At 75.2% G+C, this 18,842-nt stretch carries 14 protein-coding genes and 2 riboswitches; of the genes, 7 read left to right on the forward strand and 7 right to left on the reverse strand.

Annotation, left to right across the window (positions count from 1 at the left end):
• Positions 1–19 precede the first annotated feature (19 nt).
• From cobN to M1P99_RS11940, 4 genes are all read left to right on the forward strand, one after another.
• A complete protein-coding gene (gene cobN, locus M1P99_RS11925; protein ID WP_304452710.1) occupies positions 20–3,610 on the forward strand; it encodes a cobaltochelatase subunit CobN in 3,591 nt (1,196 codons plus the stop codon).
• Positions 3,607–4,332 carry a precorrin-6A synthase (deacetylating) gene (gene cobF, locus M1P99_RS11930; protein ID WP_304452711.1) on the forward strand — a complete coding sequence of 242 codons (726 nt, stop codon included), beginning with the start codon at positions 3,607–3,609 and terminating at the stop codon, positions 4,330–4,332. Before cobN ends, cobF begins: the two co-directional genes overlap by 4 nt.
• A 137-nt stretch (positions 4,333–4,469) precedes the next feature.
• Positions 4,470–5,915: a cobyric acid synthase gene (locus M1P99_RS11935; RefSeq protein ID WP_304455669.1), complete on the forward strand. Its 1,446-nt coding sequence runs from the start codon at positions 4,470–4,472 to the stop codon at positions 5,913–5,915.
• The gene (locus tag M1P99_RS11940) at positions 5,912–6,634 is read left to right on the forward strand and encodes a cobalt-precorrin-6A reductase (protein WP_304452712.1); all 723 of its coding nucleotides are present in this window, start codon (positions 5,912–5,914) and stop codon (positions 6,632–6,634) included. The genes M1P99_RS11935 and M1P99_RS11940 overlap by 4 nt, the downstream gene beginning before the upstream one ends.
• Before the next feature lie 19 nt (positions 6,635–6,653).
• Here the strand turns inward: M1P99_RS11940 and M1P99_RS11945 are convergent, their stop codons facing one another.
• The 3 genes from M1P99_RS11945 to M1P99_RS11955 all read right to left on the reverse strand — a co-directional run bounded on the left by M1P99_RS11945 (position 6,654) and on the right by M1P99_RS11955 (position 10,815).
• Positions 6,654–7,973: a cobyrinate a,c-diamide synthase gene (locus tag M1P99_RS11945; protein ID WP_304455670.1), complete on the reverse strand. Its 1,320-nt coding sequence runs from the start codon at positions 7,971–7,973 to the stop codon at positions 6,654–6,656.
• Positions 7,974–8,041: 68 nt separating this feature from the next.
• On the reverse strand, positions 8,042–8,656 hold the full coding sequence (gene cobO, locus M1P99_RS11950) for a cob(I)yrinic acid a,c-diamide adenosyltransferase (protein WP_304452713.1): 615 nt from the start codon (positions 8,654–8,656) through the stop codon (positions 8,042–8,044).
• Complete coding sequence (locus M1P99_RS11955) at positions 8,656–10,815, reverse strand: VWA domain-containing protein (protein WP_304452714.1); 2,160 nt, start codon at positions 10,813–10,815, stop codon at positions 8,656–8,658. Before M1P99_RS11955 ends, cobO begins: the two co-directional genes overlap by 1 nt.
• A gap of 40 nt (positions 10,816–10,855) precedes the next feature.
• Positions 10,856–11,003, reverse strand: a riboswitch (cobalamin riboswitch).
• 28 nt (positions 11,004–11,031) lie between these two features.
• On the opposite strand from M1P99_RS11955, the gene cbiE reads away from it, so the two are divergent.
• Complete coding sequence (cbiE, locus tag M1P99_RS11960; RefSeq protein ID WP_304452715.1) at positions 11,032–12,330, forward strand: precorrin-6y C5,15-methyltransferase (decarboxylating) subunit CbiE; 1,299 nt, start codon at positions 11,032–11,034, stop codon at positions 12,328–12,330.
• Between the two features lie 101 nt (positions 12,331–12,431).
• Here the strand turns inward: cbiE and M1P99_RS11965 are convergent, their stop codons facing one another.
• The 4 genes from M1P99_RS11965 to M1P99_RS11980 form a co-directional block, all read right to left on the reverse strand.
• Positions 12,432–13,202 (reverse strand): cobalt-precorrin-4/precorrin-4 C(11)-methyltransferase, encoded by a 771-nt coding sequence (locus M1P99_RS11965; RefSeq protein ID WP_304452716.1) that lies wholly within the window; start codon positions 13,200–13,202, stop codon positions 12,432–12,434.
• The gene (locus tag M1P99_RS11970) at positions 13,187–14,770 is read right to left on the reverse strand and encodes a precorrin-2 C(20)-methyltransferase (protein WP_304452717.1); all 1,584 of its coding nucleotides are present in this window, start codon (positions 14,768–14,770) and stop codon (positions 13,187–13,189) included. The genes M1P99_RS11965 and M1P99_RS11970 overlap by 16 nt, the downstream gene beginning before the upstream one ends.
• On the reverse strand, positions 14,767–15,513 hold the full coding sequence (locus M1P99_RS11975) for a precorrin-8X methylmutase (protein ID WP_304452718.1): 747 nt from the start codon (positions 15,511–15,513) through the stop codon (positions 14,767–14,769). The genes M1P99_RS11970 and M1P99_RS11975 overlap by 4 nt, the downstream gene beginning before the upstream one ends.
• Positions 15,514–15,617: 104 nt before the next feature.
• Positions 15,618–16,520, reverse strand: a complete 903-nt coding sequence (locus tag M1P99_RS11980) for a nitrite reductase (protein ID WP_304452719.1) — start codon at positions 16,518–16,520, stop codon at positions 15,618–15,620.
• A gap of 52 nt (positions 16,521–16,572) precedes the next feature.
• A riboswitch (cobalamin riboswitch) is annotated at positions 16,573–16,782 on the reverse strand.
• A 220-nt stretch (positions 16,783–17,002) separates the two neighbouring features.
• On the opposite strand from M1P99_RS11980, the gene M1P99_RS11985 reads away from it, so the two are divergent.
• Positions 17,003–17,773, forward strand: a complete 771-nt coding sequence (locus M1P99_RS11985; protein WP_304452720.1) for a HEAT repeat domain-containing protein — start codon at positions 17,003–17,005, stop codon at positions 17,771–17,773.
• Positions 17,767–18,837: a MerR family transcriptional regulator gene (locus M1P99_RS11990; RefSeq protein WP_304452721.1), complete on the forward strand. Its 1,071-nt coding sequence runs from the start codon at positions 17,767–17,769 to the stop codon at positions 18,835–18,837. The genes M1P99_RS11985 and M1P99_RS11990 overlap by 7 nt, the downstream gene beginning before the upstream one ends.
• The last annotated feature ends 5 nt before the right edge of the window (positions 18,838–18,842 follow it).

Consider the following 18,842-nt stretch of genomic DNA (forward strand, 5'->3'; position numbering starts at 1 on the left):
CCGAGGGAGGACTCCGGCCATGACGGTACGGATCGCTCTGCTGTCCACGTCCGACACCGACCTGCTCTCCGCGCGCGCCTGCGGAGCCGACTACGCGTGGGCGAACCCGTCCCGCGCCTCCGACACCGAGCTCATCGCCGCCGTCGAGGGCGCCGACCTCGTCGTGGTGCGGCTGCTCGGCTCGCCGCACGACCTGTGGCCGGGCCTGGCCGCCGTCCGCGAGCGGGGCACGCCCCTGGTCGTGCTCAGCGGCGAACAGCAGCCCAGCGCCGAGCTGATGGAGCACTCCACCGTCCCCATCGGCCTGGCGGCCGACGCCCACCGCTACCTCGCCCAGGGCGGCCCCGCCAACCTCGGGCGGCTGCACGCCTTCCTGTCCGACACCGTGCTGCTGACCGGCGAGGGCTTCGACCCGCCCGCACCCGTCCCGCAGTGGGGCTTCGCCGAGCGGGCCGAGCCGGTCGATCCCTCGCTTCCCCGGGTCGGCATCCTCTACTACCGGGCGCACGAGGCCGGCGGCAACACCGCGTTCGCGCACGCCCTCGCCGACGCCGTCGACGCGACCGGGCAGGCCGTGGGCGTCCCCGTCTTCGCGGGCTCCCTGCGCTCGGCGCCCGACGAACTCTTCGAGGCGCTGCGCGCGTTCGACGTCCTGGTCGTCACCGTCCTGGCGGCCGGCGGCAGCGTGCCCGCCTCCGCGAGCGCCGGCGGCGACGACGAGGCATGGGACGTGGAACGGATGGCGGCGCTGGACGTCCCCGTCCTCCAGGGACTGTGCCTGACCAGCTCGCGCGCCGAGTGGGAGGCCTCCGACGACGGCGTCACCCCGCTCGACTCGGCGAGCCAGATCGCCATCCCGGAGTTCGACGGCCGGATCATCACCGTGCCGTTCTCCTTCAAGGAGATCGACCAGGACGGGCTGCCCCGCTACGTCGCCGACCCCGAGCGCTGCGCCCGCCTGGCCGGGATCGCGGCCGCCCACGCCCGGCTGCGGCACGTGCCCCCGGCCGAGAAGCGGATCGCGGTCGTGCTGTCGGCCTACCCCACCAAGCACTCCCGCATCGGCAACGCCGTCGGCCTCGACACCCCCCGCTCGCTGGTCCGGCTGCTGCGCCGGCTGCGGGCGGAGGGACACGACCTGGGCGAGCCCGGCGACCTGCCCGGACTCGACCTGGAGGACGACACCGAGGCCGGCGACGCGCTGATCCACGCCCTGATCGCGGCGGGCGGCCAGGACGAGGACTGGCTGACCTCCGTCCAGCTGACCGACGCCCAGGTCCGGATCACGCCCGAGCAGTACGCCGCCTGGACCGAGGACCTGCCCGCGGCGCTCAAGGACGCGATGACCGAGGCGTGGGGGCCCGCACCCGGCCGCCTGTACGTCAACGACGAGGGCGAACTCGTCCTCGCCGCGATGCGCGCCGGCAACGTCGTCGTCCTGGTCCAGCCGCCGCGCGGCTTCGGCGAGAACCCCATCGCGATCTACCACGACCCCGACCTGCCCCCGAGCCACCACTACCTGGCCGCCTACCGCTGGCTGGAGCACGGCTTCGGCGCCCACGCCGTCGTGCACCTCGGCAAGCACGGCTCACTGGAGTGGCTGCCCGGCAAGAACGCGGCGCTGTCGGCGTCCTGCGCCACCGACGCCGTGCTCGGCGGCCTGCCGCTCGTCTACCCGTTCCTGGTCAACGACCCGGGCGAGGGGGCCCAGGCCAAGCGCCGCGCCCACGCCACCGTCGTCGACCACCTCATCCCGCCGATGGCCCGCGCGGAGAGCTACGGCGATATCGCGCGCCTGGAGCAGCTGCTCGACGAGCACGCCAACATCGCGGCCATGGACCCGGCGAAGCTGCCCGCGGTCCGGGGCGAGATCTGGTCCCTGATGCGCGCCGCGGAGCTGCACCGCGACCTCGGCCTGGAGGAGCGGCCCGACGACGAGGAGTTCGACGACTTCCTGCTCCACGTCGACGGCTGGCTGTGCGAGATCAAGGACGCGCAGATCCGCGACGGCCTGCACGTGCTCGGCGAGGCTCCGGCCGGCGAGGCCCGCGTCAACCTGGTCCTGGCCGTCCTGCGCGCCGCCCAGGTGTGGGGCGGGATCGGGCACGCGGTGCCCGGACTGCGGTCCGCCCTCGGACTCAAGGATGACGCACCGGCCCGCGAGGTCGACGAGGTGGAGGCCGCCGCCCGCGCCCTCGTCGAGGCGATGGAGGCCGCGGACTGGGACCCGGCCGCCGCGGCCGCCCTGCACGACGACCCCGGGGTGCGCGCAGTCCTGGAGTTCGCCGCCACCCAGGTGGTGCCCCGCCTGGCCCGCACGACCGACGAACTCGACCACACCGTCCACGCCCTGTCCGGCGGCTTCGTCCCGGCCGGTCCGTCCGGGTCCCCGCTGCGCGGCCTGGTCAACGTGCTCCCGACCGGCCGCAACTTCTACACCGTCGACCCCCGCGCCGTCCCCTCCCGACTCGCCTGGCAGACCGGGCAGGCGATGGCCGACTCCCTGCTGCGCCGCCACCTGGAGGAGACCGGGACCTACCCAGAGTCGGTGGGCCTGTCGGTGTGGGGCACCTCGGCGATGCGCACGTCCGGCGACGACATCGCCGAGGTCCTCGCGCTGCTCGGCGTCCGCCCGGAATGGGACGAGGCGTCCCGCCGGGTCTCCCGGCTCGACGTGGTCCCCCTGGAGGAGCTGGGCCGCCCGCGCGTGGACGTCACCGTCCGCATCTCCGGCTTCTTCCGTGACGCGTTCCCCCACGTGGTCGCCATGCTGGACGACGCCGTACGGCTCGTCGCCGACCTCGACGAGCCCGAGGACCAGAACTTCGTCCGCGCGCACACGCGCGCCGACCTGGAGGAGCACGGCGACCACCGCCGCGCCACCACACGGGTCTTCGGTTCCGCGCCCGGCTCCTACGGCGCGGGCATCCTCCAACTCGTCGAGTCCGGCACCTGGCGCGACGACAACGACCTCGCCGAGGTCTACACGGCCTGGGGCGGCTTCGCCTACGGGCGCGGACTCGACGGCGCCCCCGCCGCCGACGACATGCGCGCCAACTACCGCCGGATCAAGGTCGCCGCGAAGAACGTCGACAGCGCCGAGCACGACATCGCCGACTCCGACGACTACTTCCAGTACCACGGCGGCATGATCGCCACCGTCCGCGCCCTCACCGGCACCGACCCCCGGGCCTACGTCGGCGACTCCACCTCGCCCGACGCGATCCGCACCCGCACCCTCACCGAGGAGACCGCCCGCGTGTTCCGGGCGCGGGTGGTCAACCCGCGCTGGATCTCCGCCATGCGCCGCCACGGCTACAAGGGCGCGTTCGAGCTGGCCGCCACCGTCGACTACCTCTTCGGCTTCGACGCCACGGCCGGAGTCGTCCACGACTGGATGTACGAGAAGCTCGCGGCCGAGTACGTGATGGACGAGGAGACCCAGGAGTTCCTGCGCCGCTCGAACCCGTGGGCGCTGCACGGCATCGTCGAGCGGCTGCACGAGGCCGCCCGGCGCGGGCTGTGGGCCGAGCCGGACCAGGCGACGCTCGACGCGCTCACCGAGGTCTACCTGGAGGTCGAGGGCGACCTGGAGGACCGGGCCGAATGAGGGTACGGATCCTGGGCATCGGCATGGGGCCGCACCAGCTCACCCAGGAGGTCGCCGAGGCGCTGCGCGGCTGCGACTACGCCGTGGCCGCCCGCAAGCGCGACGACGACGGGCTGCTCGCCCTGCGCCGGGCGGTCTGCGACGCCCACGGCGTGCCCCTGGTCGCCGTGCCCGACCCCGAACGCGACCGCGACGACCCCGCCGACTACCCGGCGGCGGTCGCCTCCTGGCACGAGGCCCGGGTCGCCGCCTACGAGCAGGTGCTCGGCGACCGCGGCGGCACGGCGGCGTTCCTGGTGTGGGGCGACCCCTCCCTGTACGACTCCACCCTGCGGATCGTGGAGCGCATCGCCGCGCGCGGCGCCGTGCCGGTGGAGTACGACGTGCTCCCCGGTGTCGCCGCGCCCCAGCTCCTGGCCGCGCGGCACCGCGTCGTCCTGCACGAGGTGGGCCGCCCGGTGCACGTCACCCCGGCCCGCCGGCTGCGCGAGGCCGTCGCCGCCGGGCAGGACAACATCGTCGTCATGCTCGGCGGCGGCCCCGCCTTCGAGGGCCTGGAGGAGTGGTCGGTGTGGTGGGGCGCCAACCTCGGCACCGACACCGAGGAACTGGTCGCGGGCCGGGTCGGCGACGTGCTCCCCGCCATCGGGGCGGCGCGCGCCCGGGCCCGCGAACGCGCCGGATGGGTGATGGACACCGCGCTGCTGAGGAGGACCGCGTGAGGGGGACCGCTGACGGCGTACCGCAGGGGGAACGTGTTGCGTCGGAGGCGTCCGTTGAGGGTGGTGGCGGGCGACGGAGAGGGAGGGCTGCGTCGGAGGCGTCCGTTGAGGGTGGTGGCGGGCGACGGGTAGGGGTCCTGGTCGCCGGCACCACCTCCGACGCGGGCAAGAGCGTCGTGACCACCGCCCTGTGCCGGGCGTTCGCGCGCCGCGGCCTGCGGGTGGCGCCGTACAAGGCGCAGAACATGTCGAACAACTCCATGGTCTGCCGGGGACCCGACGGGCGCATGGCGGAGATCGGCCGGGCGCAGTGGGTGCAGGCCGTGGCCGCCCGTGCCACGCCGGAGCCCGCCATGAACCCCGTGCTGCTCAAACCGGGCACCGACCGGCGCAGCCACGTCGTCCTGCTCGGCCACCCCGCCGGGGACGTCTCCTCCGCCGACTGGCAGGAGGGCCGCCGCCACCTCGCCGAGGCCGCGCACACCGCCTTCGACGACCTGGCCGACCGCTACGACGTCGTCATCGCCGAAGGGGCGGGCAGCCCGGCCGAGATCAACCTCCGCGCGGGCGACTACGTCAACATGGGCCTGGCCCGCCACGCGGGTCTGCCCGTCGTGGTCGTCGGCGACATCGACCGCGGCGGCGTGTTCGCGGCGCTCTACGGGACGGTGGGGCTGCTGGAGCCCGCCGACCAGGAGCTGGTCGCGGGCTTCGTGATCAACAAGTTCCGCGGGGACACCGGGCTCCTCAAGCCCGGCCTGGCCGACCTCGAACGGCTCACCGGCCGCCGGGTGTTCGGCACCCTGCCGTGGGACGCCGGGCTCTGGCTCGACTCCGAGGACGCCCTCGACCTGGAGGGCCGCCGGTCCCCGGGCACCGGCCGCCGCGTGGCGGTGGTGCGCCTGCCCCGGATCAGCAACTTCACCGACGTGGACGCCCTCGGACTGGAACCCGGCCTCGACGTCGTCTTCGCCTCGGGGCCGCGCGACCTCGCCGACGCGGACCTGGTCGTCCTGCCCGGCACCCGGTCCACCCTCGCCGACCTGGCCTGGCTGCGCTCCCGGGGCCTGGACCTGGCGATCACCGACCACGCCCGCCGCGGGCGCCCCGTCCTCGGGATCTGCGGCGGCTTCCAGATGCTCGGCCGCACCATCGCCGACCCCGACGGGATCGAGGCGCGGCCGGCCGACACGGAGGGCCTGGGCCTGCTCGACGTCCGGACCGACTTCACGGCCGAGAAGACCCTCCGGTTGCCGACCGGTACCGCCCTGGGCGCACCGGCGCACGGTTACGAGATCCACCACGGGCGGGTCACACCCGAGGAGTTCCTGGTCCGCGAAGGCAACGTCTTCGGCACCATGTGGCACGGCAGCCTGGAGGGCGACGCCTTCCGCGCGGCCTTCCTCGCCGAGACGCTGGGACTGGAGCCGTCGGGGACGCGCTTCGCCGACGCCCGGGAACGGCGTCTGGACCTGCTCGCCGACCTCGTGGAGGAACACCTCGACGTCGACGCGCTGCTCACCCTCGCCCGCGAGGGCGCTCCCCGCGACCTCCCCCCACTCGCCCCCCGGGGGTCCGCATGAGACTGCTGCTCCTCGGGGGTACGTCCGAGGCACGAGAGCTCGCCGCACTGCTGGTCGAATCCGGCATCGACGTGACCACCTCCCTCGCGGGCCGCGTCGCGCGACCCCGCCTGCCGGTGGGAAGGGTCCGGATCGGCGGCTTCGGCGGCGTGCCGGGCCTGAAGGCGGCGCTCGCCGACTATGACCTGGTGGTCGACGCCACGCACCCCTTCGCCCTGGGCATGACCGCGAACGCGGCGGCCGCCTGCACGGACGTGCCCCTGCTGCGCCTGGAGCGCCCGGGCTGGGACCCCGACCCGGCGTGGCGCTATGTCGACACCCATGAGGAGGCGGCGACCGCCGCCGCGTCCCTGGGCACGCGTCCCTTCCTCACGGTCGGCCGCCAGGAGCTCGCCCGCTTCGTCCCCGCCCTCGACCGCCACGCGGCCCTGGTCCGCGTGGTGGACGTCCCCGACCTCGCGCTGCCCCCTGCCTGGCGTCTGCTCACCAGCCGGGGGCCCTACGCCCTGGACGGCGAACTCGGCCTCCTGAGCGGGCACCGCGCCGACGTTCTGGTGACCAAGGACTCCGGCGGTACCTACACCTGGCCCAAGATGGCGGCCGCCCGGCGGCTGGGCCTGCCGGTCGTCGTGGTCCGGCGCCCCCCGGGACCCCGGGGCGTGCCCACCGTCCACGACGTCCGGGCCGCCCTCACGTGGGTCACCGACCACCGCACCTGATCCGCCGGGGTGCGCCGGGTCAGGTCGTGCGCACGGCGTCCACGAAGCGGGTGGCGATCCGCGGGTGCCCGGCCCAGTGGACATGGAGGTAGGAGGCGTGCAGCGTCCGTGAGGCGAACCCCTCAGGAGAGCCCTCGATCTCCCACGCCGGGCCGTCGCCGGAAGCACCCGGGGTGAGCCGGGTGCGGTGGAACTCGTGCCCCGTGACCTTCTCCCCGGCCCGGGTCAGCAGGGTGTCCCCGGGCGAGGTCGCCTCCGGGTAGCGCAGGGTGAGCCGCTCCGACATCCGGGCGTGCGCGGGGACGGCCCCGGCCATGGGCTCGCCGTCGAGCGACTCGGACAGGTAGAGCAGCCCCGCGCACTCCGCCACGGTCGGCACCCCGTCCCGCACCGCGTTCCCCAGATCCGCCGACAGGCTCCGGTTGGCGGCGAGCCGGCGCGCGTACACCTCGGGGAAGCCGCCACCGAGGTAGATCCCCCGGGTTCCGGCGGGCAGCCCGGTGTCGGTGAGCGGGTCGAAGCCGACGACCTCGCATCCGGCGGCCGTGAGCAGCTCCTCCGTCTCCGTGTAGCGGAACGTGAAGGCGCGCCCGCCCGCCATCGCGACCACCGGCCGCCGGGCGTCCCGGGACGCCTCCGCCCCCCGCTCCGGCTCCCAGGGCGCGGCGTCCAGGGGCGGCGCGGACCGGGCCACGTCGAGCAGGGCGCCCAGGTCCACCTGCCGTGCGATGTGCGCCCCGAGCCGCTCGACCGCCCGCGCCGACTCCGCCCGCTCGGCGGCCGGGACGAGCCCGAGGTGCCGGGACGGGGTGGCGAGGCCCTCGTCGCGGTGGACGACTCCCAGCACGGGCAGGTGGACCGCTCGGATGATCTCGGCGACGTTGCGGGCGGAGCCCGCCTGGTTGAGGATCACCCCGGCGACCTCGACCGCCGGATCGTAGGCGGCCATGCCCGCCACCAGCGCGCCCACCGACCGGGACATCCGGGACACGTCCACGACCAGGACCACCGGCGTCCCGGTCAGCGCCGCCACGTGCGCGGACGAGGCGAACCCGTCGGTGCCGAGCCGCCCGTCGTGCAGTCCCATGACCCCTTCCACGACGGCGACACCCGCGCCCCGCGCGCCGTGCAGGAGCAGCGGAGCGACCCGGTCCTCGCCGACCAGGTGGGGATCGAGGTTGCGGCCGGGGCGCCCGGTGGCGAGGGCGTGATAGCCGGGATCGATGTAGTCGGGGCCCACCTTGTGGCCGCTCACCACGTGCCCGGCGGAACGCAGCGCGGCCATCAGCCCGGTCGCGACCGTCGTCTTGCCCTGACCGGTCATGGGCGCGGCGATCATCAACCGGGGCAGGTCCCGGGCCCGCGTCCGCGCCGCCGCTCCCGGCGCCCCGGAACCCCCGGGGGACATCACCACTCGATCCCTCGCTGGCCCTTCCTCCCGGCGTCCATCGGGTGCTTCACCTTCGTCATCTCCGTGACGAGGTCCGCGGCCTCCAGCAGCCGCGGATCGGCGCGCCGTCCGGTGATCACCACGTGCTGTCGGCCGGGACGGTCCCGCAGGGCCGCGACGACCTCGTCGGCGTCGACCCAGCCCCAGGCGATCGGGTAGGTGAACTCGTCGAGGATGAGCAGGTCGTGCGTCTGGTCGGCGAGCCGGCGCCTGATCTCCGCCCAGCCCTCCACGGCCGCCGCCGCGTGGTCCTCCGTCCCGTCCTTCCGACGGATCCACGACCAGCCCGAACCCATCTTGTGCCACTCGACCGGGCCGCCCTCGCCGGTCTCCTCGTGCAGCTCGCCCAGGCGCTCCAGGACGGTCTGCTCGCCGATGCGCCACTTCGCCGACTTGACGAACTGGAACACGCCGATCCGCCAGCCCTGGTTCCAGCCGCGCAGCGCGAGACCGAACGCGGCGGTCGACTTGCCCTTCCCGTCGCCGGTGTGGACGGCGAACAGCGGCTGGTTGCGGCGCTGCCGCGTGGTGAGTCCGTCGTCGGGGACGACGAGCGGTTGTCCTTGAGGCATCAGGCGGCCCTCTCTCGTACGGCGCTGCCCAGCGCGTCGGCGCTGACTTCACTGACGGGTACGTGGTCGGCTCCCAGCCGGGCGGCGAGGGTGGCGGCCAGGCCCAGACGCATCGGACCGGACTCGCCGTCCACCACGACGGTGGCCACGCCCAGGCCCGCGACGTGGTCGGCGGCGCTCATCGCCCGCCCCACGGCGCCCGAGCCCCCCGTGGCCCGGCCATCGGTGACCACGACCAGGAGCGGGCGCAGCTTCGGGTCCCGCAGCCGCTCGCGCTGGAGGACGCGAGCCGCCTCCACCAGCCCCTCGGCGATCGGGGTACGGCCGCCGGCGGGCAGGTCGTCGAGTCGGGCCGCGGCCACGTCGACGGAACGGGTGGGCGGCAGAGCGAGTTCGGCGCTCCGGCCCCGGAAGGTGACCAGGCCGACCTTGTCGCGGCGCCGGTAGGCGTCCAGGAGGAGGGACAGGACCGCGGTCTTGACCTCGGTCATGCGCTTGCGCGCCGCCATCGACCCGGACGCGTCCACGCAGAAGAGGATCAGGTTGGTCTCCTGGCCCTCGCGCACCGCGACGCGCAGGTCACGGGGCTGGATCCGCAGCCGGCCTCCGCCTTGGGGCGGTTCGCCGCCCCGCGGCCGGGACGCGGCGGCGCGCACGGTCTCGACCAGGTGGAGCGAGGTGCCGGGCCCCTGGCCGGGCGGGGTCGCGCCGATCCGGCGGCCCCGGGTGCCGATGGCCCGGCTGCGCCTGCCGTCGGCGCCCTCTCCCGTGCCCCGCACGGTGAGCGTCCGGGGCCGGTAGGGAGCGGTCGCCTTGGCCAGGACCGACGAGCCGGTGCCGTCGTCCCGCCCGTCGGAGCCGTCCCGTCCGGGAGAGGGGGCCTCCTCCTCGGTCGGTGCGTCGTGCGTCCCGTCGCCGGGCTCGGCCGGGTCGCCCCGGTCGTCAGCGGACGCCTCGGGACCGGCCCCGCCGTCGGCGGGGCCGTCGGGCGCGGGCGGGGGCTGCTCTCCGGCGTCCGAAGGCCCTTCCGTCTCCGCCGACTCCTCCGTCCCTTCCGTGCTCTCCGCACCATCCGTCCCATCCGACCCGTCGCCCTCCGGCGGGTCGGTCGGGTCGGGCGGCGGCTCCTCATCCCCCAGCACCCGGTCGAGGAGGTCCTCGTCGAGCCCCGGAGCGTCGAACGGGTTGCGGCGGCGCCGGTGCGGAAGGGCGAGCAGGGCGGCACGGCGGATGTCGGCCAGCGTGACCGAGGTGCGGCCCGCCCAGGCCGCGTGCGCCACCGCCGTGCGCGCGGTGACGATGTCGGCCCGCAGGCCGTCCACCCCGAACGCCGCGCACACCTCGGCGATCTTCAGCAGCGCCGCCTCGGACAGCAGCACCCGGCCGAGCAGCTCCCTGGCCTCGGCGATGCGTTCGGCGAGCGCCTTCTCCGCCTCGTGGAAGCGGGCCGAGAAGGCGACCGGGTCCGCATCGTAGGCCATGCGCCTGCGCACCACCTCGGCCCGCGACGCGGGGTCACGCGGCGCGGCGATCTCGACGGTGAGCCCGAACCGGTCCAGGAGCTGCGGGCGCAGCTCGCCCTCCTCGGGGTTCATCGTGCCGATGAGCAGGAACCGGGCGGCGTGCTCGACGGAGAACCCGTCGCGCTCCACGGTCACGCGGCCGGTCGCGGCGGCGTCCAGGAGGAGGTCCACGAGGTGGTCGTGGAGCAGGTTGACCTCGTCGACGTACAGCAGACCCCGGTGGGAGCGGGCGAGCAGGCCGGGTTCGTAGGCCACCTGGCCGTGCGTGAGCGCCTGCTCCAGGTGCAGGGAGCCGAGCACGCGGTCCTCGGTGGCGCCGACCGGGAGTTCGACGAGCCGGACCGGCCTGCTCTCCACGGCCGTTCCCGGCCCGAACGGGCCGTCCGGGGAGCGCTGGGCGGTGTCGGCGGGGTCCACGGAGAAGCGGTCGCCCTGGTAGACCTCGATGGGCGGGAGGAGGGAGGCCAGGGCTCGTACGGCGGTGGACTTGGCCGTGCCCTTCTCACCGCGTACCAGGACACCGCCGATCTCCGGCGAGAGGCTGCTGAGGACGAGGGACAGGCCCAGGTCGTCGAGGTCGTCGGCGTCGCAGCCGACGATCGCGGAGAAGGGGTAGTGCGATGGCACCCATGGCATGTGAGGCTCCCGCTCGTGTCGCCATCCGTAAGGACGGGCGCGAGGCCGGTCTTCGGACTTGCCGAGTCCTCCCTCACGGAGGCTCGGTTCACCGCAGCGGGCCTGTGCCGGAATCTCACCGGGCTTCCCAGATTCTCCCCTTCCGCCGTCCCCACCCTTTCCGATGGTTGGGCCGTAGGGGCACCTCGTGCCTGTGGCCACGATAGCGTCGAGGCCATGCAGGCCGACCCTCCCCCTCCCACCGAACCCCGGATCACCGTCGTCGGCGTCGGTGCCGACGGCTGGCCCGGTGTACCGGAGCGGCTTCGTCGGCTCATCCTCGACGCGGATGTGGTCCTGGGCGGCCACCGGCACCTGGCCATGCTGCCGGAGCGGCCCGGACAGCGCCGGGCGGCCTGGCCCTCGCCCCTCCGGGAGGGACTGCCGGATCTGCTGGGCTCCCTCGCGCTCGACGACGCCGCCACCGTGGCCCTCGCGTCCGGTGATCCGTTCGTCTCCGGGATCGGCACCACACTCGTCGATCTGCTGGGGGCCGGGGCGGTGCGGGTGGAACCGGCCGTGTCCTCGGTCGCTCTGGCCCGGGCCCGCATGGGCTGGCCCGCCGAGCGCTGCGCGGTGGTGAGCCTGGTCGGGCGCGACCCGCGCCTGGTCCTGCGGCAACTGGCTCCCGGCCGCCGGGTCCTCGTACTGTCCTCCGACGGGCGGACCCCCGCGGCGGTCGCGGCCCTGTTGGCGGATGCCGGCTACGGGGCCAGCCGGATGACCGTCCTGGGCGACCTGGGAGCGGGTTCGGGATCGGACCCGGTGCCGGGCGCAGGCGCGGAACCGGAACCGGGACCGGGATCGGAATCCCGGCTGGAGGCCACGGCCGACGACTGGCTGTCGGACCCGCCGGGACCCGTGTCCCCGCTCCACGTGCTCGCTCTGGAGTTCGTCGGCCCACCCGGGTACGGCCTGGCCGCTGGCCTGCCGGACGAGGCGTTCGAGCACGACGGCCAGCTCACCAAGCGCGACCTGCGGGCCTCGGCCCTGGCCCGGCTGGCGCCCTCGCCGGGGGAGCACCTGTGGGATGTGGGCGCGGGTGCGGGTTCGGTCGGCATCGAGTGGATGCGCGCCCATCCCACCTGCACCGCCACAGCGGTCGAGTCCCACCCCGAGCGCGCCGCCCGGATCGGCCGCAACGCGGGCCGCCTCGGCGTCCCGGGACTGTCGGTCGTGACCGGCCGGGCACCGGACGCCCTGGCTGGGCTGCCCATTCCCGACGCGGTGTTCGTCGGCGGCGGCGCGACCCGGCCGGGAGTACTGGACACCTGCCTGCGGGCGCTGAGGCCCGGCGGCCGGCTCGTGGTGCACGGCGTGACGCTGGAGACCGAGCACCTGCTCGCGGACGCCTACCGGCGCCACGGAGGCGAGCTCACCCGGATCGCCGTCGAGACCGCCGCGCCCATCGGCACGTTCACCGGCTGGGCACCCGCCCGCACGGTCACCCAGTGGTTCCTGGCCTCCGGGCACTGACCGTCACCGCTCCCGACCGTGCCGGACCGCGGGGGCACCACGCACCGCGCCGTCCTGGTCCCAGCGGGCCACGGCCCCCACTCCCGCGGCGGGCCGGTGCGTCACCGGCCGGGGTCCACACCCCTGGGCCGGGCCGGGTCGTAGAGGAAGGACTCGCCACCCTCGCGGGCGTCCAGCGCCCACCCCACCAGCACGACCGCCGCCTGCCGGAACCCGGCCTCCTCCACCGCGTCCGCGATGGTGGCGACCGTGCCGCGCAGGACGGCCTCACCGGGCTGGCTGGCGCGGTGGACGACCACGACCGGGCAGTCGGCGCCGTACTCGGGACCGACCTCCGCCATCAGCTCCCGCACCCGCCTGATCGCCAGGTGCAGCACCAGCGTGGCCCGGGTCGCCGCGAAGGCGCCCAGCGACTCGGTCTCCGGCATGGCCGTCGAGCGCGCCCGGGTCCGCGTCAGCACCACCGACTGCGCCACCAGCGGCACGGTCAGCTCCCGCCCCACCAGCGCCGAGGCGGCCGCGTACGCCGGCACACCCGGAGTGACGTCCCACGGGACGCCGTGCGCGTCGAGCCGGCGCGTCTGTTCGGCCAGCGCCGAGTAGATCGACGGATCGCCGGACGTGAGCCGGACGACGTCCCGCCCGGAGGCGTGCGCGGCGACCAGGTGGTCGGTGATGCGGTCGAGGTCCAGGCCCTGGGTGTCCACCAGGTCGGCGTCGGGCGCGCAGTGGGTGAGGACCTCCGGGTCCAGGTACGTGCCGGGGTAGAGCACCACGCCGGCCGCGGCGAGCATCCGCGTCGCCCGCACGGTCAGCAGGTCCGCGGCGCCGGGGCCCGCCCCCACGAAGTGCACGGTCACGGCTTCACCCACCTGGGGGTCCAGACCCGCCCCGCACCGGAGACCCGGGTGCCGGACGCGCCGACGATCACCAGGCAGCGCATGTCGATGGCGGCCGGATCGAGGTCGGCGAGGGTGGTCACCGTCAGCGACTCGCCCTCGCGTCCGACGTCCCGGCCGACGACGACCACGGTGTCGGGCTTGCGGTGCTCCAACAGGATCCGTCGGGCGTTGACGACCTGTTCGGTCCGCGACCGGGAGGCCGGGTTGTAGACGGCCAGGGCCAGGTCGGCCTCGGCGACGGCGCGGAGCCGCCGCTCGATCACCTCCCACGGCTTCAGTCGGTCGGAGAGGCTCATCACCGCGAAGTCACCGCCGACGGGGGCGCCCGCCCGGGCCGCGACCGCCTGCACCGCGCTCACCCCGGGCAGCACTCGGACCGGCACGTCCTGGTACGCGGGATCCTCGGCCGCCTCGAACACGGCCGTGGCCATGCCGAAGACCCCGGCGTCACCGCCCGAGACCACGGCGACGCGTTCGCCGCGTGCGGCCAGGTCCAGGGCGAGGCGGGCACGGTCGAGTTCGACGGTGTTGCCGGACGCGTGCCGGGTGAGGCCGGGGCGCGGCGCGACCCGGGCCACGTAGGGGCCGTAGCCCACGACATGGCCCACCTCGCCGAGCGCCGTCGCGGCCTCGGGCGTGAGCCAGTGCTCGGGACCGGGCCCCAGCCCCACGACCAGCACTTCGCCCGCGCGTTCCGCGGCCGCCGCGGGGTCGGCGCCGCCTTCCCGTTCCGCGGTACCGCCCTGCCCTGCCGCCCCGGTCCGGGCGGCCTGCCCAGCGGATCCGGCGACCGCGGGTGTCGGCGCGCCGCTCCGCGACCGGCGGCCGTTGCGGCTGTCGCCGGTGACCAGCACCAGCGAGAAGTAGGGCACCGTCGCCGGGTCGACCTCCGAGACCGGCATCCGCCGCTCGCACGCCATCGAGGCCCGCTCCACGTACTCCGCGTGCTCCAGTCGTCCTGCGGCCTCCAGGGCGCGGCGGACGGCCGGGAAGGTCCGGCCCAGCTTCATGATCACGGCCGCGTCGGTGTCCGCCAGGCGGCGGGCCAGCTCGGGTTCGGGCAGGGTGCCGGGCAGCACGGTGAGCACGTCGGTCTGCCGGGCCAGCGGCGCGGCCGTGGCGGCTGCGAACGCCGGAACCCCCGGCACGACCTCCGTCTCGTACCGCTCGGAGAGCCGGTCGTGCATGTACATGTACGACCCGTAGAACAGGGGGTCGCCCTCGGAGAGCAGCACGACGTCGCGGCCGGCGTCCAGGTGGGCGGCCAGCCGGGACGCGGACTGCTCGTAGAAGTCGGCCAGCGCGCCCGCGTAACCACCGGGGTGGTCGGTCGCGCCGGTGGTCACCGGGTAGGTGAGCTGCTCCTCGACCGCCGACGAAGGGATCAGTTCCTGGGCGATACGCCGGGCGTTGGACTGCTTGCCGACGCCGGCGTGGTAGGCGACGACGTCGGCGGCGGCGATGAGCCGGGCCGCCTTGAGGGTGATCAGCTCGGGGTCTCCGGGACCGACACCGACGCCGTGGAAACGACCGGTCACTCCTCCTCCTTGGCGAGTGCGTTGAGGGCCGACGAGGTCATCGCGGAGCCTCCGCGGCGGCCGCGAGCGGTCACGTAGGGGACGTCCACGCCGAACCGCTCGGCGAATTCGGTCAGGGCCTGCTTGGACTCGGCGGCCCCGACGAAGCCGACGGGGCAGCCGACGATCGCGGCGGGGCGCGGGGCGCCGTCGGCCAGCATCTCCAGCAGGTGGAAGAGCGCGGTGGGGGCGTTGCCGACGGCGACGACCGCGCCCTCGAGCAGGGGCTCCCACAGCGACACCGCGGCCGCGGTGCGGGTGGTGCCCCACTCACGGGCGAGGCCGGGGACGCGCTCGTCGCCGAGGAAGCAGAGCACGTCGTTGCCCCGCGGCAGCCGGTTCGCGGTCACTCCGGTGGCGACCATCGTGGCGTCGCACAGGATCGGCGCGCCGTCCCGGAGGGCGGCGCGTGCCGCCGGGACGAGGCCGGGGTGGACGACGAGGTCGTCGGCCAGATCGACCTGGCCGGTGCCGTGGATCATCCGCACGGCGAGCCGTTCGGCGTTGGCGGGCAGGTGCGCCAGCCGGGCCTCGCGCCGGATGATGGCGAAGGAGTCGGCGTAGATCGCGGGCCCGTCGTCGATGTACTCGTAGTGCCGGACGGGTCGCTTCGGCGGGCTCGGCCGGTGCCTCCGGTCCGATGCGTCGGGCGCGTCCGGTCGGTTCGGGTCGTCCGGTCTCACCGGTCGGTTCTGCTGGTTCATCTGCTCACGTCGGTCCGGCTGGTTCGCGGGCTCACGTCGGTCCGGGCCGCTCGGCTGGTCGAGTCGGCCCGGCCGGTGAGATGGATTCGGTCGGTTCGCTGTGGTCACTGTGCCCGCCCGGGGACGAGGACGCCGCGCCAGGGCGTGACGACGAGGTCGCCGCGCTCTCCGTCACCGGCGGCGAGCGCCTCCTCGGCGAGTGCCTCGGCGGCGGCCCGGTCCAGGCCCGCGTCGGGGACCGGCACGTGGCGACCGCCACCGGCCAGCGGGCCGTACGGCAGCGGTGGCGCGGCGTCCGGCAGGCGCGGATCCGGGGGCACCGGATCGGTCAGCGGCGCCGGGAGCTCGGCGACGTGCCACGCGGCCGAGGGGCCCTCGCCACGCCGCGCCAGGAACTCGTCGGCGAGTCGCACGATCGCGCCCGGCGCCTCGTCGAGCGGCACGACCGGGCCCCAGCCGTCCCCGACCCTCACTTGGGCGACCCGCGCGTCAAGGGCCGTCAGGCCCAGATCGCAGGAGCGTTCGACCAGGTCACCGCGCCCGTCGTCCAGGACGAACAGGAACCGGCCCGGAAGCCCGGCCCGACGCGGATCGGCGCACAGCAGCCCGTCCAGTGCGGCGGCGAGCGGCCGCAGATCAGCGCGTCCGCCGGTGCGGCCGGTGCACGGCGAGGCCATGATGTTGCGCACCAGCTCATGGGCGGGCGAGGGCAGCAGACCGGTTCCCTCCACCGCGTGGAACGCCTCGGGGGTCAGCCGCCCGTCGTGTCCGGGAAGGGCACGCAGCTGGATGTTGGCCCGGCCGGTCACGCGGACCCGGCCGTCGCCGAACTCGGCGGCCACGGCCGCCACGTCGCGCAGCGTGCTCGCGGGCAGCCGGCCGCCGACGAGCCGGAGCCGGACGAGCAGCCCGTCGTCGGCGGGCCACGGGCGCAGGGCGCCGGGGCAGCGGTCGCGCCGCGTACGCGGGGTGCGCGGATCGGCGGAGGGGACATCCTTCGGGGACACGTGCGTCCTTCGGGTCAGGGGCCCGTTTCGCGGGACCCGGTTGACCTGGCGGCCCGTCACCGCCAGCGCCAGCAGGTCTTCGGACTCGGGATCGATCGGTGCGGAGCGCCTTCCCGGAGCCTCGTACCGCTCCAGTGACTGCCCCGGGACACCGTCCCGGGGCGTGCCCGCCCGTCACCCTCACCGCTGCGCGTCAGTCCCGGGTTCGCACCGGGTTCCCTGCCCCACGAGGTGGAGTTCGACTGGCTCGACGAGGGTACCCCGCAGCTCGCGGCGCTGGTCCAGCGGTCTCCGCCCAGACCGCGGTCCCGCCGCACGCGCCCCGAGACGGCGCGGCCCGGCGCGGGCGGTCCGCGTAGGACACGTCGTCGGGGCGCACCCCCATCGGGCGATCCGTGACCGGCGGGTTCCCCCTCCATCGGTCATGGACTTGACCTTGACACCGTGACAAGGTCTTCACTGGAGCGCAGGAGGTGGTCCCGATGAACACGACCCCGAACACCCGCGCGGCCCAGGCCCTGTCCGCCAAGGACACCTCGGTCCGGCTCCAGGCGGCCCTGGCGGTCGGCTCGAACCCCGACCCCGAACTGCTGGAGACGCTCATCGAGCGCTGCGCGGTCGAGCCCGACTTCTTCGTGCGGGACATGCTGTCCTGGGCACTGATCCGCCTCCCGCCGGAGATCACTCTGCCCAGGATCTGCCAGGAGCTGGACTCCGAGCGCCCCCAGGCCCGCGGTCAGGCGCTGCATCTGCTCTCCAAGATCGGCGACAGGAGCACGTGGCCCTGGATCACCCGCGACATGCTCCGCGACGCCGACGACCAGGTCGCGCGGACCGCGTGGCGCGTCGCGGCCATGCTCGTGCCCGAGCGCGAGAAGGGGGACCTGGCCGACGCACTGGTCTCGCAGCTCGGTCGTGGCGACCGCGGGGTGCGGCTGAGCCTGAGCCGGGCGCTCGTCGACCTCGGTGAGGCCGTGGAACCCGCGCTGGAAGAGGCCGCCGGGCACCCCGACCCGGCGGTGGCCGCGCACGCCCGCGCCACCGAGATGCTCCGGCGGGACCCGGAGGCCGGTTTCGACGCGGCCATCGAGGAGGCGGAGCGCGTGAACACACTCGGTCCCCGGCGAGCCGCGGCCGCTGCCGCCGCCGTGGCGGCCACGGCGGCCGGTACCGAGGCGCCGGAGGCCGACGGGTCGCCGGAGGCGGACGGGTCGCCGGAGGCGGACGGGTCGCCGGAGGCCGCGCATTGCTGATCGGCGAGGTGGCCCGTCTCTCCGGGGTGAGCAGCCGGATGCTGCGGCACTACGACGCCCTGGGACTGGTCCGGCCGACGGGCCGCACCGCCGGTGGCTACCGCGAGTACTCCGCCGAGGACGTCCGCAGGATCTTCCACGTGGAGAGCCTGCGGTCCCTCGGGCTCTCCCTCAAGCAGATCGGGCGCGCCCTGGAGGACCCGGCCTTCACACCGGCAGCTCTGGTCAGCGACCTCATCAGGTGGACGGAGGACCGTCTGGCGAGGGAACGGGAATTGCTCGAGCGGCTCCGAGCGATCGACGCGACGACGCCCACCGGCTGGCAGGGCGTCCTGCGCATCGTCGAACTCATGCGGGAACTCGACTCGCCCAGCGCCGGGCGCAGGCAGCAGGCCGTCCTGGCCCGGTCGGACGACGTGTCGGCTTCCGCCGAGCTGTTGGCCAGGGCGGTCCTGACCGAGGCCGACCCCCATGTCGCGGGCGCCCTGCGGTGGGCCGTCGCCCGTTCGGGCGGCGGCGTGGCGGAGCTGGAGGCGGGAGCGCGCTCGGAGGACGTCGACATCCGGCGGCGCGCGGTGCTGGCGATCGCCGGTATGGCCGACGCCCCGGGGGCGGACGCGGTGCTCACGGACGCCCTGCGGGACGCGGATCCGACGGTGCGCGGGCACGCCGCTCTGGCTCTGGGCCGGCGGGGCGCGGCCGCGGCGGTGCCCGCACTGGTCGGCATGGTGGTCGAGGGGGCCAACGACGTGGAGGCCGCGGAGGTCCTGGGAACGCTGTCCCAGGACCCCGGGCGCGCGGACCGGATCACGGCCGCCCTGATCGACGAACTCGCCGCGCCCACCGCTGACTCCGCGACGCGGATCCGCCTCACCCAGGCGCTGGTCGAGCTCGCGGGAACCACCGGGCTGGAGGTCCTGCGCCACCTGGCCCACGACGACGACCACGCCGTCGCCCGCGTCGCCGCGGCCCTGGTGGGCGTTCTCGAAGGACGGTCGCCCGCAGCCCGAGCCGGGGCCGCCGGACGAGGAGGTCACCGCCGTGAGGGTGAGCCGGGGCGGTGACCGTC

This window comes from Nocardiopsis sp. YSL2, assembly GCF_030555055.1.
Taxonomy (GTDB): Bacteria; Actinomycetota; Actinomycetes; order Streptosporangiales; family Streptosporangiaceae; genus Nocardiopsis.

Coding starts and splice junctions, on each gene's coding strand:
- cobF (WP_304452711.1), top strand. CDS start 3,607: ATGAGGGTACGGATCCTGGGCATCGGCATGGGGCCGCACCAGCTCACC.
- M1P99_RS11975 (WP_304452718.1), bottom strand. CDS start 15,513: ATGAACCAGCAGAACCGACCGGTGAGACCGGACGACCCGAACCGACCG.
- cbiE (WP_304452715.1), top strand. CDS start 11,032: ATGCAGGCCGACCCTCCCCCTCCCACCGAACCCCGGATCACCGTCGTC.
- M1P99_RS11945 (WP_304455670.1), bottom strand. CDS start 7,973: ATGATCGCCGCGCCCATGACCGGTCAGGGCAAGACGACGGTCGCGACC.
- cobO (WP_304452713.1), bottom strand. CDS start 8,656: ATGCCTCAAGGACAACCGCTCGTCGTCCCCGACGACGGACTCACCACG.
- M1P99_RS11955 (WP_304452714.1), bottom strand. CDS start 10,815: ATGCCATGGGTGCCATCGCACTACCCCTTCTCCGCGATCGTCGGCTGC.
- M1P99_RS11940 (WP_304452712.1), top strand. CDS start 5,912: ATGAGACTGCTGCTCCTCGGGGGTACGTCCGAGGCACGAGAGCTCGCC.
- M1P99_RS11985 (WP_304452720.1), top strand. CDS start 17,003: ATGAACACGACCCCGAACACCCGCGCGGCCCAGGCCCTGTCCGCCAAG.
- cobN (WP_304452710.1), top strand. CDS start 20: ATGACGGTACGGATCGCTCTGCTGTCCACGTCCGACACCGACCTGCTC.